This window comes from Dysgonomonas sp. 37-18 (genome assembly GCF_001899125.1).
Classification (GTDB): Bacteria; Bacteroidota; Bacteroidia; order Bacteroidales; family Dysgonomonadaceae; genus Dysgonomonas.
In genome coordinates, this window is the sequence record NZ_MKVC01000006.1 from 89163 (window position 1) to 107006 (window position 17844).

The 17844-nt window shown below is 36.7% G+C and carries 11 protein-coding genes and 1 riboswitch; of the genes, 7 read left to right on the forward strand and 4 right to left on the reverse strand.

Annotated elements, in window-relative coordinates:
- Positions 1–147: 147 nt before the first annotated feature.
- Both BGO84_RS02390 and dnaB read left to right on the forward strand, forming a co-directional pair.
- Positions 148–1137, forward strand: coding sequence for a hypothetical protein (locus tag BGO84_RS02390; protein WP_291027320.1), 990 nt, complete (start codon positions 148–150; stop codon positions 1135–1137).
- Positions 1138–1237: 100 nt separating this feature from the next.
- Entirely contained in the window at positions 1238–2755 is a 1518-nt protein-coding gene (gene dnaB, locus BGO84_RS02395; protein ID WP_291027322.1) for a replicative DNA helicase, read from the forward strand.
- A 193-nt stretch (positions 2756–2948) separates the two neighbouring features.
- On the opposite strand, the gene secDF is transcribed toward dnaB, so the two are convergent.
- The 4 genes from secDF to BGO84_RS02415 form a co-directional block, all read right to left on the reverse strand.
- On the reverse strand, positions 2949–5936 hold the full coding sequence (gene secDF, locus BGO84_RS02400; RefSeq protein WP_291027324.1) for a protein translocase subunit SecDF: 2988 nt from the start codon (positions 5934–5936) through the stop codon (positions 2949–2951).
- A gap of 264 nt (positions 5937–6200) precedes the next feature.
- A complete protein-coding gene (locus BGO84_RS02405) occupies positions 6201–7856 on the reverse strand; it encodes an AMP-binding protein (protein WP_252638123.1) in 1656 nt (551 codons plus the stop codon).
- A gap of 42 nt (positions 7857–7898) precedes the next feature.
- A complete protein-coding gene (locus tag BGO84_RS02410; RefSeq protein WP_291027326.1) occupies positions 7899–8453 on the reverse strand; it encodes a cupin domain-containing protein in 555 nt (184 codons plus the stop codon).
- Positions 8454–8490: 37 nt separating this feature from the next.
- Positions 8491–9411, reverse strand: coding sequence for an RluA family pseudouridine synthase (locus tag BGO84_RS02415; RefSeq protein WP_291027328.1), 921 nt, complete (start codon positions 9409–9411; stop codon positions 8491–8493).
- A gap of 213 nt (positions 9412–9624) precedes the next feature.
- Positions 9625–9807, forward strand: a riboswitch (cobalamin riboswitch).
- Between the two features lie 92 nt (positions 9808–9899).
- Between BGO84_RS02415 and BGO84_RS02420 the strand changes: the two genes are divergently transcribed.
- From BGO84_RS02420 to BGO84_RS02440, 5 genes are all read left to right on the forward strand, one after another.
- Positions 9900–11891: a TonB-dependent receptor gene (locus BGO84_RS02420; protein WP_291027330.1), complete on the forward strand. Its 1992-nt coding sequence runs from the start codon at positions 9900–9902 to the stop codon at positions 11889–11891.
- A gap of 12 nt (positions 11892–11903) precedes the next feature.
- Entirely contained in the window at positions 11904–12992 is a 1089-nt protein-coding gene (locus BGO84_RS02425) for a DUF5074 domain-containing protein (protein ID WP_291027332.1), read from the forward strand.
- A gap of 158 nt (positions 12993–13150) precedes the next feature.
- Complete coding sequence (locus BGO84_RS02430; protein WP_291027334.1) at positions 13151–14425, forward strand: hypothetical protein; 1275 nt, start codon at positions 13151–13153, stop codon at positions 14423–14425.
- A gap of 39 nt (positions 14426–14464) precedes the next feature.
- On the forward strand, positions 14465–15610 hold the full coding sequence (locus BGO84_RS02435; protein ID WP_291027336.1) for an ABC transporter substrate-binding protein: 1146 nt from the start codon (positions 14465–14467) through the stop codon (positions 15608–15610).
- A 264-nt stretch (positions 15611–15874) separates the two neighbouring features.
- Positions 15875–17746: an alpha-amylase family glycosyl hydrolase gene (locus BGO84_RS02440; protein WP_291027338.1), complete on the forward strand. Its 1872-nt coding sequence runs from the start codon at positions 15875–15877 to the stop codon at positions 17744–17746.
- Positions 17747–17844 lie beyond the last annotated feature (98 nt).

Sequence of the window (17844 nt, forward strand, 5' to 3'; positions counted from 1 at the left end):
AGACTATGCTTATTACTTGCGCCAAAATATATAATATATTGTTACATTCTTAGTTATAACATTATACATATATGTTTGTTTATAAAGCGGAACAAAATTAAAAAATATAAATTATCTTCGCAAAGAAGAAATCTTAAAAGGGAATAAATGAAAAATATAACTTACTTATTAGGTTTTATTATAATATCTTTCATCGGCTGTTCGGGCACGGTGAAGAGCGACAACAGTCATTCGGCGCAAGAGAGAATAACCATTATACGCTTCGATAAAGATATATACAACTATATACAACATCCTGATGCCGCAACAGAAAAATCTCTGACCGAAAAATATCCCTTGTTGCTTCCTGCTTTTGGGCAAATCGCCATGAAGACTAGCGATCAAGCGACGTTTTTTCCTCAACTTAGAGATTACTTTGCGAATGAAGACCTACTCAAAATATATCAGGATGTATCTACTAAATATGCAGACGTATCTGTATACGAAGATAAGTTGACTGCGGTAAACGCTTTGGTAGAAGAAAATTTTCCCGGTAAAAAACTACCTCGGTTAGCGATGCATGTCTCAGGTTTCAGGGCAAATGTAATTATCGTAAACAATCTTATCTCTCTCTCGATTGACAAGTATTTGGGTAGTGACTATCCGGCTTATCAAAGTTTCTTTCAACCATACGAACGCCTTCAAATGCAACCGGAGGATATTGTAAAGGATTATATCAAAGCTTGGCTGATAAGTGATATTATAAAACCTGCCGATCACGAAACCCTTCTGTCTGCGATGATAGATGAAGGTAAAATTTTGTATGCACTATCCATTCTGCTTCCAAGCGAGGATACCGATAATCTGATAGGATATACATCCCAACAATCAGCTTGGTGCAAGAATAACGAAAAAGATATTTGGCAAAAAATAGTAAAAGAAAACTATCTTTATTCTACTGATCACATGCTTATCACCCGTCTCACCAATGATGCTGCTTCTACAACAGTAGTATCACCTCAATCTCCGGGGCGTGTAGGTGCATGGATAGGCTGGCAGATCGTAAATCAGTATGCCAATAAGAAGGGATTCTTACTGGAAGATATATTATCTATGGATGCGCAAACAATTTTGAAAGGTGCAAAATATAACCCGTAAAAAAAAGTTATTAACAGCTCCTTGTTCAAAACTTAAGTCTCCATTCAATATTATTTATTTTATCTTTGAATAAAATTTATGGAAAGGGGAGTTCAGATAAATGGCAGAGTCAAATTTTAGGAATCAGGGAAAACGCAAACCAAAGGAAACAACTTTAGTTCCGGATATAGGAAAAATACAACCACAGGCCAGAGAGTTGGAAGAGGCCATACTCGGAGCCCTAATGCTAGAGAAAGATGCTTATTCGGTTGTTAGTGATATTCTTAAACCAGAAAGTTTTTACGATTCCATTCATCAGATTATATACAGAGCAATAGTAGATCTGGCTGTACGTCAGGCTCCTATTGATATGCTTACTGTTGTCGAACAATTACGCAAAGACGGAGAATTGGAGACAGTGGGAGGGCCTGTATATATAGCACAGTTGACTGAAAAAGTGGCATCTGCTGCCCATATTGAATTCCATGCTCGTATTATAGCTCAAAAATATCTTGCGCGCGAACTTATCTCTTTTTCCTCAAATGTAACAAGCAAAGCATTTGATGAAACAGTCGATGTTGACGATCTCATGCAGGAAGCTGAGAGCAAACTGTTCGAGATATCACAGGGCAATGTGAAGAAGGATGTGACACAGATCAATCCGGTCATCAAAGAAGCCTTACATTTACTTGAAATAGCGGCAAACCGTCCTGAAGGGTTAAGCGGTCTGGAAACAGGGTTTACTCCATTAGACAAAATAACTTCGGGTTGGCAAAACTCCGACTTGGTTATTATAGCTGCTCGTCCGGCGATGGGTAAAACCGCATTCGTGCTGTCAATGGCCAAAAATATGGCTGTGTCTTATAAATATCCGGTAGCATTATTCTCTCTCGAGATGTCGAACGTACAGCTCGTAAACCGTTTGATCGTAAACACATGCGAAATACCGGGCGAAAAGATAAAGAATGGGCAGTTACTACCTTACGAGTGGGAACAGCTCGATTTCAAAATAAAAGAGCTTTACGACGCACCGTTATTTATAGATGATACCCCGAGTTTGTCAGTTTTCGAACTGAGAACAAAAGCACGCCGTCTGGTCCGTGAGCATGGCGTTAGGATTATCATAATTGACTACCTCCAGCTAATGAATGCCAGCGGTATGAATTATGGTAGCCGTGAACAGGAGGTGAGTATGATATCCCGTTCATTGAAAGGATTAGCAAAAGAATTGAACATCCCAATTATTGCCCTTTCGCAGCTTAATCGTGGGGTTGAGGGGCGTACAGGGGCAGAGGGTAAGCGTCCGCAATTGTCTGATCTCCGAGAATCGGGAGCTATCGAGCAGGATGCCGATATGGTATGTTTTATCCACCGTCCTGAGTATTATAAAATATTAGAAGATGAAAAAGGTAACTCCTTGATAGGGCTTGCCGAAATTATTATTGCAAAGCATCGTAATGGTGCTACAGGCGATGTGTTGCTACGGTTCAAGAGTGAGTTTGCCCGTTTTCAGAATATTGATGACGATTATAATTTTGGAGCAGGTCAGCAGTTCTCATCTAAGATCAACAATCACCCTGTGGCAGATCAGCCACCACATCCTATGCAAGGTGGAGGGAATGACTTTGTTCCTTTCTAATACGAGCAAAATACATATTCACATTACATATTAGGTATATAAGAAAAATCCTTTCATATTCACTATGAAAGGATTTTTTTGTCGATAATCTCATTGAAGACCTAAAGATATATTCTTTAAGTTTCTACAAAAAAATAGAGGCTGATTACATTGTTTAATCAGCCTCTATATCGAAAAGACAATTTATTTAGTTTTATTTCGCTTCAATTGCATTATCCTTATTCTTTTCTTCTTTCTTGAAGATAGCCCATGCTATTGGAGTAGCAACAAATACGGAAGAATATGTACCGATAATAATACCGATGAAGATCGCAAATGTGAAGCTTCTGATAGTATCACCACCTAATAAGAAGATACAGAATACAACCAACATAGAACTCAATGATGTATTCATCGTACGTCCTAATGTTGAGTTCAATGCCTCATTAATAGTTTCGGTTATATTGCGTTTTGGATACATGTTTCTGATTTCGCGGATACGGTCGAAGATTACAACCTTGTCATTTATAGAGTAACCTACTACCGTCAATACCGCAGCAATAAACGACTGGTCGATTTCCATCGAGAATGGCATTATCTTATATAGTAAAGAGTATAAGAAAATAACCAATACAGCATCGTGTGCTACTGCGAAGAATGTACCTGCCGAGAACGCTATGTTGCGGAAACGGATAAGGATATAGACAGCCATACATATTACGGCAATTACAACTGCGATTGTGGCAGCGGTCTTCAAGTCGTCGGCAACACTTGGCCCTACACGTTGAGAACTTTGTATATAGCTGTCGATTGTTGTATTTGGTGCCAGATATTCTTTCAATGCGCTGGTCATTTTAGCTCTGATCTCTGTTTCTACAGCATCTGTAGCTTCTTCTACTTTGTAGTTTGTTGTAACACGCACCTGACTTGTTGTAGAAGATTGGCTTGCCGATCCACTGGTTAGTACAAGAACTGTAGAACCTTGGAATTCGGGAACTAATAGTTTTTCTATATCATCAGCATTTACATTCTTGTCGAAACGAATCAAATAGTTTCGTCCACCTGTAAAGTCAATACCTCCGTTCAATCCATTGATAAATAATGAAGCCAATCCTGACACCAAAATGATGGCAGAGAAGATAACAACCTTTTTGGTCATTCCTAAGAAATTGATATTTGTATTCAAGAACAGTTTCTTAGAAAGAGATGTAGAGAATGTAAGATTTCTGAATTTACCTTTTTCGAACATATATTCATAGAATATACGTGTAAGGAATACAGAAGTAAGGAACGAAGCAATGATACCAATTATCAACGTTGTAGCAAATCCTTGTATCGGACCTGTTCCGAAGTATGCTAGAATGATAGCCGTAATTACCTGAGATGCGTGACCGTCGAAGATAGCAGAAAATGCATGTCTGTAACCGTCTACTACGGCGACTTTCACGTTTTTACCCGCTCTTAATTCTTCCCTTGTACGCTCATAAATCAATACGTTAGCATCCACAGCAAGCGCAAGTGCCAATACAAGCCCTGTTATACCCGGTAGTGTCATCACCGCTCCAAAAGCAGCTAGAATACCTATGGTGAAGAACAAGTTGACAATTAGCGCCGAGTTTGCGATTAATCCCGGTATCAATCCGTAAATAACGCAGATATAGATCATCAATAATACCAAGGCTAATAAGAATGAGAATATACCGGCAGTAATAGCTTCCTGTCCGAGAGATGGCCCTACAATATCTTCTTGTACGATATGTACACCTGCTTTCATCTTACCAGACTTAAGAACGTTCTCTAAGTCTTTTGCATCATCTACAGTAAAACGACCTGTGATCTGAGAACGACCACCTTCAATTTTGTTTTGAACGTTTGGTGCTGAATATACAGACCCGTCAAGAACGATAGCGATGCTTCTTCCTTGTTCAGCTCCTGTGATAGTAGCCCAACGTTGCGCTCCTGTAGTATTCATCTGCATATCTACTTCCCATGCAGAACCGTGTTGAGACTGGTCAGCTTTAGCCGAGATTACAACATCTCCATCAAGAGCCGGACCTTTTTTGATACCATCACCACGAAGTGAATATAGTGCAAATTGTGTTTCTTTTAGATCTTCAGCTTTGAAGCCCCAAGCAAATGTTAGGTCGCCAGGGTATAAATCTTGATATCTGTGTAAAATTCTATTTACGGCAGCTGTATCTGTTTTATTTACAAAACCTACGATAGCTCCACCTGCAAAGGTTGTAAAGTATGAACGAAGAGGTTTTGTAAATCCTAGATTATCGGTGCTTTCTACTTTTACAGAGTCTGTGGTTGCAGCAGCTAAAGAATCTGTAGCTACAGGTGCAGTAGTACCATTTGCAGCTAACACTTCTTTCGAACGCTGATCCATCAACTCAATATAGTTTTGGATTTCCTGTAGGTTGTATGTTTTCCAGAACTCAAGATTTGCGCTACCTTGCAATAGTTTCTTCACACGTTCAGGTTCTTTCACTCCCGGCAATTCGATTAGTATACGTTCTGCACGGTCTAGTTTCTGAATGTTAGGAGCAACTACCCCAAAACGGTCGATACGTGTACGCAACACATTGAATGAGTTGTCAGCAACGCTTTGCAATTCTGTTCTTAAAACAGCTACTACTTTATTATCATCATCGGTAGGAGATACCTGATCTCTCAGTTTTGTACTGAATATTGATGCTAATTTGTTATTACCGTTACTAGCTTTGAATTTATCAACAAAAATAGAGATATAGTCTCGGTTACTTCCTTTTCTGTTTTCGTCCGAAGCCTGTCCTAAAGCTGTTTGAAACGCCTCATTGTCGGGATCTCCAAGTGAACGAAGTACTGCGGCAGCATCTACTTCCACAATAACACTCATACCACCTTTAAGGTCTAGTCCGAGGCCAATTTCTTTCTCACGGCATTCTTTCAGAGTATAGCCAATGCTATCTCCAATGCCAAGGATACCTTTAGGCCAAACTTTCTCTGTAGACATTGAGTCTATGTAGAAAGTATATTGCTTATTATACAACTCATCATAGAGTAGTTGATCGCCTTTTGCATGCTCCGTAGCGTATGCAGCTGCGTATTCTTCCGCTTTCTTATCGTAACTTCTTGTTACAAACGTAAAAGACAAGTAAAACAAACAAACTAATGTTAGGAGTATTGCAAAAGTAATTACAAAGCCTTTGTTTTGCATTTTGGATTTTACTTTTTGTTATTTAATTATATTATTTCTATTTTCTTCAAAATTAATAAAATACACATATATCCCAGACACCTCTTTTAAATAAAATGAGGCCTAATGGAGATATATGCACACTTTTAGGCGTGCAAATATAATCTTTTATTCTTTACAAATCATAATAAATATAAAGAAATTAGAGATTAAGCAAATATGCAAATCGGTAGATAATAGTTTTATACTCTATGCCGATAAACATGTTCTTGCATCGATGTATTATTAATTTTCTTCCTGTTTTCTTATTTCCGCTCGTTTGATCTTTCCACTAATTGTTTTAGGTAGTTCTTCAACAAACTCGATGATGCGAGGGTATTTGTACGGAGCTGTAACCTTTTTTACGTGGTCTTGTATCTCACGCTTCAGGTGATCATTGGCCTTGTTTTTATAGTCCATAGCTAATACAATAGTGGCTTTTACTACCTGTCCGCGTATTTCGTCCGGTACTCCGGTAATAGCACACTCTACAACAGCCGGATGTGTCATCAAAGCGCTTTCTACTTCAAAAGGTCCGATACGGTATCCCGAACTTTTGATAACATCGTCTATACGTCCTACAAACCAATAATAGCCATCTTCGTCGCGCCAAGCCATGTCTCCGGTATGGTATACATTATCATGGTATACCTGTTTTGTTAGCGCTTCGTCACGATAATAACCCATAAATAGACCTAGCGGTTTCCACTTGTCGGTCTTAATAACAACTTCACCTACTTCGCCATCTTCTACCGAGCGACCGTCTGCTGCTATCAAGTCCATATCATACGCCGGATTGGGTACACCCATTGCTCCGGGTTTTGGTTCCATCCATGGGAAAGTAACAATAGTCGGCGTGGTTTCAGTTTGCCCGAAAGCCTCCATCATCTTTATTCCTGTACCTTTATAGAATGCCTCGAAAACAGATGGATTGAGAGCTTCGCCTGCTGTAGTGGCGTACTCCAACGAAGATAAGTCGTAGTGAGACAGATCTTCGCGAATCATAAAGCGAAATACTGTCGGAGGTGCGCAAAAAGAAGTGATTTTATGTTTCTCTATAAGGTGTAATACCAATTGAGGTGTAAACTTTTCATGGTCAAATACCATTACAGCCGCACCAGCTATCCACTGTCCGTATAGTTTTCCCCACACGGCTTTTGCCCATCCCGTATCGGCAACTGTAAGATGCAGACTGTTTTCGTGCAGGTTGTGCCAATATTTAGCTGTTACAATATGCCCTAAAGGGTAAGCAAAATTATGAATTACCATTTTCGGTTCTCCTGTTGTACCTGAAGTAAAATACAGCAGAGAAATATCATCATTGGTATTTACATGATCGGGACGCACAAAAGGTTTCGCTTCTTTTATTCCTTTATGGAAATCGTTCCATCCCGAAGGTATATTTTCCCCGCATGCAATAAGGCACTTCACTGTTGGCGACTCCGCCATTGCTTCATTTATGTGACTTATCACTGTTTCGTCATTTACACTCAGAATTGCTTTTATACTTGCCGCGTTATTGCGATAAACAATGTCTTTTTTTGTTAATAGATGAGTCGCCGGAATCGCAACAGCACCTATCTTGTGCAGAGCTATAACAGCAAACCAGAATTCGTAGCGTCGTTTCATGATAAGCATTACCATATCTCCATGTCCTATGCCTAACGACTGGAAATAAGCAGCTGTACGGTCGCTCTGTTCTTTGATGTCTGCAAATGTGAAATCGATGTGTTCTCCCTGGTCATTTCCCCAACAAATAGCTCTTTTGGTAGGGTTTATTCGTGCCCATTCATCAACTACATCATATCCAAAATTAAAATTATCAGGAATCTCAACGTGATAATGCTTTGCAAAATCTTCAGTTGAAGTAAAATGAATTTGTTTTACAAATTTTTCCAACATTATATAATGGTGATTAATCTTTTAGTAAATGAAAATACCAGCTTACAGCACAACAGCAATAAACTTCACTCGTTTTCCGTCCAGAGCTTTCATTCCATGCGGCAGGCTTGAATCGAAGTAGATGCTATCACCTTCTTCCAATATCAAATCTTTCCCATTTATTTGTAAAAGCATCCGTCCTTCAAGGATAAGGTTAAACTCTTGCCCGGTATGTGTGCTATGATGTATCCTTACACTATCTTGCTTGGGTTCTACTGTAACTTCAAACACATCCGCCTTTCGATTGTTAAATCCACCGGCCAGCGTCTGATAGCTGTAATCTGAAACACGCTTCACCGCTAAACCTTTTCCCTTGCGCGTCAAAAAATAGCTGCTCATGCGAGGTTCGTCGGCAAACATCAGTACAGAAACATCTATATTATGTTTCGATGCAATGTTTTTCAGTGTACTGATAGTCAAATCTTTCTTCCCTTCTTCATATTCGAGGTATACCACAGGATCGATACCACATGATGAAGCGAACTCTTCGGTCGTCATATCCAAAGCCTCACGGAGACCTTTCAGACGCTGACCTATCTGCTTAATATCTTCATTCATACCTAAAATGTATTAAATTGATTCCTCTTTTTCGGGCTTATCCTTTCTTTCTTTCTTTTTGTGTTTCGGATATTAGTATTTGCATTGCTTTAGGGATGCCGGCTTTAAATTCAAGCAATTCCCCTGTTCTTGGATGTTTCAAAATTAGTCCCCCGGCATGAAGGGCAATTCTTTTGATCGGATTATTTGAAGCACCATATTTCTTATCGCCAACAATCGGGTGCCCGATCTCTTGCATGTGTACTCTTACTTGATTCTTGCGTCGTGTTTCGAGGTCAAAATCCAATAGTGAATAGCCGCCTTTCGATTTTTGTGTCTTGTAATGAGTAACAGATTTCAGTCCTCCGTTGTCGATAAGGGATGACATCATTACAAAGTTCTTGTTCTCGGTAAGCCACGATGTTACAGTTCCATTTTTAGGGTTCGGGCGTCCTTCTACAATTGCCATGTATGAATACTTAGGTACAAGGTTGTCCCAGTTTTTCTGGAAAATATCCTGTAGCTCCATATCTTTCGCAAAGATCATTAGTCCCGAAACTTCTCTGTCGAGGCGATGCAGAACATAAACACGTGCTTTTTTATCTTTTTTCTTTACGTATTCATTCAGAGAATTATATACAGTGCGTGACTTTTCCTTATCTGTAGCTACAGATAAAAATCCTGCTTCTTTTTCGATGACAATTAAGTCGTCGTCTTCAAATACAATCTTTAATCCCTTCAATCTTTTTTCTTTTCGAGACTGATCGTATTTCATAACAGAGACCTTATCTTTTGCCTTCAGTTCGAAATCGAATTGGGTGATAAGCTTTCCGTTTACTTTGATTTGTTTATGTGCAAGAAGCGATTTAACTGCGTTGCGACTTTTACGCACTTCTTTTTGGACAAGGAAATCTAGCAATTGAGCCGGTTGATCAACTTTTATTTCCTGCAATACTTTATCTCTGGTTGTATTCCTCATTTCATTTATATATGAATATGAAACAAAGGTAAGCGTTTTTCTTTTAAGATAAACACAACATTAGATGTCGATTTACAAATATTAATTTAAATCATGGCTGCTTAAGGTTGGAGAACTTTAATGCATAGAGTCATAAAACACAGGATAATATCTTTCGCATGAAGCATGCTAGCGGAATTAACATTTATATTTTGTCTTTCAATATAATTTATCCTTACCTTTGCAGCACTTTGTTTCGTTTGTTAACGAATTAAAAGGGAATCAGGTGAAAATCCTGAACAGACCCGCTGCTGTAAGCTCTGTAAAGCTTGTGCAACATAGCCACTGTTATTCAAAATGGGAAGGCTGTACAAGTTGGAGTAAGTCAGAAGACCTGCAAAGTAATAGTTCGGACAGCTTTCGAGGAATAGAGCTTAAGAAACAGTGTCAAGATTATATAGTCTTTTCTTTGTTCTTATCGAAAGCATTTTATTGAATAATTTGTGAAGATGAGGACTTTTTTATTCTCCCTTATATTTTTATTTGTAGTAGGCTGTATGCATATACAGGCTCAGATTAATGATAGTCTTAATGCAAAGAAACTGTCAGAGATAGAAATTTCTGCACAGATCAAACCATCTGTCTCACGATCTACAACTCCACTTCAAGTTATTGATAATACAGAGATTGAACGAATAGGAATACTGTCCGTATCAGATGCTGTGCGCCGTTTTTCGGGAGTTACAGTAAAAGATTATGGAGGTATTGGAGGTATGAAAACTGTTTCTATAAGGGGGATGGGGGCTCAACATACTGCAGTTAGTTATGACGGTGTTACGATGAGTAATGTTCAATCCGGACAGATCGATATCAGCCGTTTTTCATTGGATAATGTTTCTATGATAACTCTCTCTATTGGTCAGTCTGATGATATATTTCAGGCAGCACGATCATATGCATCAGCCGGCTTATTAGAGGTAATAACATCAAACCCTGCCTTTAAGAATAAATCATATAATGGAAATATACAAGTTAAAGCTGGTTCTTATGGGCTTTTCAATCCTACTGTCTATTATGCACACCGACTGAATAAGAAATTCTCTCTTTCGTTAAATACAGGATGGGAAAGAGCAGATGGAAGATATAAATTCACATTTAAAAATGCGGATCAAACTGAAGAGCGTAAGCGTAGGAATTCTGATGTTGATATCTGGCGTACAGAATTAAACCTCTATGGGAATATGGGCAAAGCCGGCGAGCTGAAATTTAAAGTAAATTATTATGATTCGGAAAGAGGTTTGCCGGGTTCTGTAATTTTCTACAGAGACGATAATGACGAAAGAGTATGGAACAAGGATTTGTTCTCCCAACTATATTACAAAAATAGAGTTAATGATAAAATGAGTATAAAAGGGCAATTAAAATTCAGTCGCAACCATTATAAATATTTGTCAATAACCAATAATACAGCAGAAAATAAACAAGAAGACCGCATCACTCAGTATGAATATTATGCATCGGTAGGTATGATGTACAAACCTCTAAAATATCTATCCATAAGTTTATTTGAAGATATATTTCAGAATAAGTTGAATAGTAATTTTGAAGATGTGGACAAGCCGAAGAGAATTTCATCACTCACAGCTTTGGCTGCTCAATTTACTAATAAATATCTAACCGTAACCGGAAGCCTTTTAGCTACATATGTTGACGAAAGCGTTCAGATGGGAGACTCCCCTAAAGATAAGAAAAAGGTAACGCCATCTATAAGTGTATCATACTTACCTTTCGAAGAAGCTAATTTAAGACTTCGTGTGTCTTATAAAAAGATATTTAGAGTGCCAACTTTTGATGATATGTATTACATACGTATGGGCAATATAAATCTGAAACCGGAATATGCAACACAATACAATGTGGGATTGACTTGGACAAAAAAAATATCTGAGACTATTGATTTTATGAGTGTGTCTTTAGATGGTTATAAAAATAAAGTAGATGACAAAATTGTTCCTTTTCCTACAATGAATATTTTTAAGATGCGTAATTATGGAAAGGTCGATATGACCGGAGTGGATATGAATCTGCGTCTTCATACATTGTTAACATCCCAAATATTATTAAATATCACAGGCAATTATAGTTATCAGAGAGTTATAGATGTAACAGATAAAAATAGTAAAAACTATAAAGATCAAATCCCTTACACACCGCGTCATTATGGTTCGGCATCGGTAAGTTTAGAAAACCCTTGGTTAAATTTTGCATATACTGTTATTATATCAGGCAAACGTTACGCTCTTGATCAGAATATACCTGAAAATGAGATAGGATCATATACAGATCATAGTATTTCACTAAATAAATCTTTTATATTAAACAATAATAGCTTACGCCTCCAACTCAATTTAATTAATCTGACAAACAAGAATTATCAAATTGTACAATATTATCCTATGCCGGGACGATCTTTTACAATATCAGCTAATTATAATTTTTAAATATTTATTCATATGAAAATAAATAAAATTTTTTACACATTTCTCTTTGTAGCATTAGTTTTAGGATTCGCATCATGTAGTGATGACGAAGGCTATCCTGTGGTTGAACCTCCTTTGGTAGGAACTGGATCATATATTTTAAATAGTGGAAAAAGTGGGAGTAACAACGCTAATATTGCTTATTACGACTATCAAACAGGAAAGGTTACTTATAATGTATTTGAATCAATAAATAGTAAAGGACTGGGAGATACAGGACAAGATATAATAACCTACGGAGATAGAACTTATATAGCAGTATCAGGATCTGCTGTTATTTATGTTTTGGACAAAACGGGTAAAATATTAAGTACTATAGAATCTACTAAAGATGGAAAAAAGCAACAGCCTAGAAATCTTACAGCTTATGATGGTAAAGTATATGTCACATATTTTGATGGGTATTTGGCCAAAATAAATCCGAATACTTTAAAAATTGAAGCTGAGGTAAAAGTTGGCCGTAACCCTGAATATGTACGAGCATCCAAAGGAAAATTATATGTCGCAAATTCAGGAGGGTTGGACTATAATACAGCTACTGGTTATGATAAAACAGTTTCGGTTGTAGATGTAGCGACTTTTACAGAGATTAAGATGCTAGATGTTGTTATAAACCCTGATAAAATGGTTGTAGATAGTCAAGGGGATATCTATGTAATATCAAATGGAAATTATAATGATGTTCCAAATACATTGCAACGAATAGATGCAGATACACAAGAAGTAACTCAGGTAGGAAATGCTACATGGATGACAATATGTAACGATAATATATACATTATATATTCTCAATACGATGCCAATTGGAATCAGATTATAACATATAGCGTATACGATGCTAAAGCAGAAAAGGTATTGACTAACAATTTTATTACTGATGGTACTGTATTGAACAAACCATATAGTATATCATCTGATCCTGTGAAGAAATATATCTTTATAGGTACATCAGACTATAAGACCGATGGAGATATGTATGTTTTCAATACAGATGGTAAATTAATTAAAACATTTGACACAAAAGGTTTGAATCCGATTGCAGTATATCCTACAGTCAAATAAGCGAAGTTCATACAAACTCATAGTTATATTTCTATGAGTTTGTATGATTAATAACTACAAATCAAATTAAAAATTTAGTAAATCAGAAGATCACTCAATTTGAACGGAATTATATTCTTATTAAAATAAAATATTGTATTTACTAAAAATTTTAAATTATGAAAAAGTATTTATTGTTAATCCTTAGTCTATCGTTTCTTATTTCTTGTGAACAAGAAAAAGAATTTGATACTACTATGGATTTAAGAGAAGAGGTCGCAAAAAAAGTACATATCTGTACAGCAGATTTTTATTCTGGTGTTTTTGATGATGAATTGCCTAATACTAAAGCCGGGATATTGAATTCTAAACAATGGGCAAACAATAGTGTAATACGTGTGAAATTTTTAAATGGATCAAGCTATCTACAACAAAAAGTAAAACAATATGCAGTGGAATGGTCTAAGTATTGTGATATTACATTTGAATTCGTTAATAGTAATGTTAGTGCAGATGTAAAAGTTGCATTCCAGTGGAAAGGTGATAATACATCCTGGTCGCATTATGGCACTAATCATAAAAAAATAGACCAAAATAAACCATCTACAAACTTTGGCTGGTTTGATGAAAATACACCTGAATACGAATTCAGTAGAACTATAGTACATGAATTTGGACATACATTAGGATTGATTCATGAGCATCAAAATTCCTACAGTAGTATACAATGGAATAAGCCTGTAGTTGACGCATATTATAAAGCACAAGGTTGGAGTGATAATCAGATCTACGAAAATGTTTATAAAAAATTCACTACAACAGAAAGTAATTCTGCGGGTTATGATAATAAATCAATAATGCATTACTCATTGCCTGCTTCGCATACATTAAATGGTTATACAGTGGGATGGAATAATTATTTATCAGAAATGGACAAGTATTTTATTTTTAATCAGTATGGAAAAAAGAATTTATATATCGAAGTTGGAAGAATAATAGGTCCTGGACAAGGCCCTTATATTGATATGGCAGCAATTCTACACACAAGAAATGGAGAAGAAATCATTCTGAAATATGATTTGATCCCTAGTGCTTATAGCTATAATTATCTGGCACAAGAAATTAATAGATACAGAACTATTTTCGGAATCTTTGTTGTACAAAATTGGGGTAATTTCATTAATATAGACGATTATCCATCCCAATCTGAAATTACAGGTATTGTCAGTAATGTTATATTTACAAAAAGCACATTAAAAAAATGTACTTACAATGGAATTTTATATCTAGTTCCAGATTATAATGGAGACATTCCAAAATCTAACAGTGCATTTGCAATACAAGAAGATAAAGTGCTTGATATCTATGGTATAAGGAGTTTTGTTAATGGTTTGTCGACTACAACAATAAGTAAAGAAACGCTTCTTAGTAAGTATACAATATCAACTTTATAATTAGTCAGAAACTAGTCTACGATTAGATAAAATCCAAAAATGAAATCATTCAATATCACACTACTTTTCACTATCATTCTTGTCTTGACCGGCTGCAACAAACAAAAGCCTGTCGGACAAGATGAGAGTGCTCTTCATAAACAGACGGACTCTGTTTATACAGTCCATTATGCCAAAGGGTTTCAAGTGAAAAAGTATAATGATTATACCCTTGTTACTGTACGTGACCCGTGGGACACTACTCGGTTGTTACATACCTATGTGCTTGTAGACCGAACAAAAGAATTGCCAGCCAATTTGCCGAAGGGTGTCGTTGTGAAAATTCCACTTCAGAATGTAGCTACCTATTCTACTATTCATTGTTCATCTTTGAATGAATTGGGGCAAATAGATATTATAAAAGGAGTTTGCGAGCCGCAGTATATAAAATTGGATGTAATTCAGCAGCGTGTAAAAAATGGCGAAATAGAAAATCTGGGGATGGCTAGCAAGCCGGATGTGGAGAAAATAATTATGTTGAATCCCGATGCTATTTTTGCGACACCAATACAGGGTTGGACATACGGCAATGTGGAGAAAACAAATATTCCGATACTCGAAACTGTAGACTATACAGAATCTCATCCACTGGGACGCGCTGAATGGATTCGTTTTTATTCTTTATTCACAGGAAAAGAACACTATGCCGACTCTCTGTTTGCTATTACAGAGAAAAATTATAAAGAAGTTAAAGACATCGTAGCCAATGTAACTAAGAGACCTTCGGTACTCCCGGATATACCTTATCAAGGGAAATGGAATATGCCGGGTGGCAGAAGCTTTATGTCCAATATGTTGTCTGATGCTGGAGCAATATATCCATGGAATGAAGACAAATCAACATCATATATGCCACTTAACTTCGAAATAGTTTTTGACAAGGCCGGAGAGGCTGATATCTGGATTATCAAATACAATACCCCGTCGGATATGACTTATACAAGTCTTGAGAAAGAATATAAGCCATATTCCTACTTTAAAGCATTCAAAAGTAAAAACATATATGGATGTAACACCGCTTATAGCAGTTATTACGAAGATTTGCCTATACATCCCGACTATATCTTAAAAGATATGGCCTATGTATTTCATCCGGATCTCTTCCCTGACTATAAGCCGAAATACTATAAACGGATTAGTGAATGATTATTTATATATAGGTAAGCAAAAGGCGTTGGAATCTTAATTGATCCGGCGCCTTTTCTATATTTACTCTCCTTATAATCTTATTTAATCGAACGCAACAACATGCTTATATAGTTGGGAATACTAATTATTTAGAATGCAAACGTTTGCATTCTTTTTTATGCAAGTAAATTTATTCAGGATAATAACAGTGGTATCAAAAGCCATAGATTTGTGATACAGAAGGCTATTGTGCCAAAATAACCTAATACACTTATTAGTATCATGAAATTATTAAGATTCTTTTTCCCTCTATTACTATGCATATTTTTATCATGCAGTGATAATGGTCCCAACAATCCTGATATACCCGAAGTACCTGTAACGCCAACAATAGGCAGTCTTAGAGATGGTATTAGTGTTATCAGCGACGATTCATTGGCTTTTGTCCTTTTTGCTCCTAAAAAACAAACGGTTCACCTTATCGGAGACTTCAATAATTGGACGGTTTCGGATAGCTATAAGATGAAAAAAGACGGGGATCGTTTCTGGATAAAAATAGGCAATCTCCAAAAAGGGAAAGAGTATATATGTCAATACCTCATAGATAATTCGATAAGGATAGCAGACCCCTATACATCTAAAGTTTCTGATCCGGATAATGATCGTTATATCTCTAATAATGTATACCCTAACTTGATACAGTACGCTACGGGAAAGACTTCCGAGATAGCCATGGTCGTAAATACTGCTCCGGCTTCTTATTCTTGGAAAGTAAATACTTTTAAGGTTGATAAGCCAGATAATATGGTTATCTATGAGATCCTTATTCGTGATTTTACAGAGCAGGGAACGATTAAGGCTGTTGAAGAAAAAATAAGCTACCTTAAAAATCTTGGTGTAAATGCTGTAGAGCTAATGCCATTCAATGAATTTGAGGGCAATAATAGTTGGGGATATAACCCGTCATTCTATTTTGCTACAGACAAAGCATACGGTACACCTAACGACTATAAAGCATTTATTGACGCATGCCACTCTAATGGAATTGCTGTGATAATGGATATGGTACTAAATCATAGCTATGGACAAAGCCCGATGGTGAGAATGTATCAGGGTAGCGATAAAAACCCTACAGCCGATAATCCTTGGTACAATAAAACATCGCCTAACTCCAGTTATTCTTGGGGATATGATTTTAATCACGAGAGTGAGTATACTAAGGCATTTGTAGACAGTGTTTGTGCATATTGGATGAAAGAATACAAAGTAGATGGATTTCGTTTCGACTTTACAAAAGGTTTTACCAATACAAAAGGTGATGGATGGAGTAAAGACGACAGTCGTATAACGATACTTAAAAGGATGGCTTCCGAAATTTGGAAACGGAAATCTGATGCAATTGTCATTTTTGAGCATCTTACAGCCAATGATGAAGAAAAAATATTGGCAGACTATGGAATTAAACTTTGGGGAAATATGAATTATAACTTCAATGAGGTAACGATGGGTTGGGGGGCTGAAGCCGGAGACAATGGTCTGAAAGGTGATGTTTCATGGGCTTCGTATAAGAAAAGAGAATGGTCTAAACCAAACTTGGTTGCTTACATGGAAAGTCATGATGAAGAAAGAATTATGTTCAAAAACAACTCATACGGAAAAAGCTATGGTGATTACAATGTGAAAAATTTAGCAACAGGATTAAAACGAACAGAAGCGGCAGCAGTTATCTTGATGTCATTACCCGGACCTAAAATGATCTGGCAGTTCGGAGAGCTGGGCTACGATGAGGAATTAAATAATGACCGTTTGGGGGAAAAACCTCCTCATTGGGAGTATTACGATGTACCTGCAAGAAAGAATCTTTACGATGTGTTTGCTAAAATAAATAAACTTCGTAATACGAATACTACCTTTTATACGAGTGACTATACTATTGATTTAGCAAATCAATATAAACAAATATTATTAAAATCATCAACAGAGTCTATCTGTGCCATAGCTAACTTCGATGTCACAGAATTAACTCAGAAAGTTAATTTCGGAAAAACAGGTAAATGGGAGGACTATTTTACGGGTAACCAGCTAAATGTATCTGATAATTCTATAGATATTACACTCCAACCGGGAGAATACCGGTTATACATAACCAAATAAAAAATACAAATAGGACTTTAAAAACTACGTATTACTTTAGGTGTTTTTACAATAACCTTTGGCCTTGGTCAAAGGTTATTTCTATTTAATGCGATATA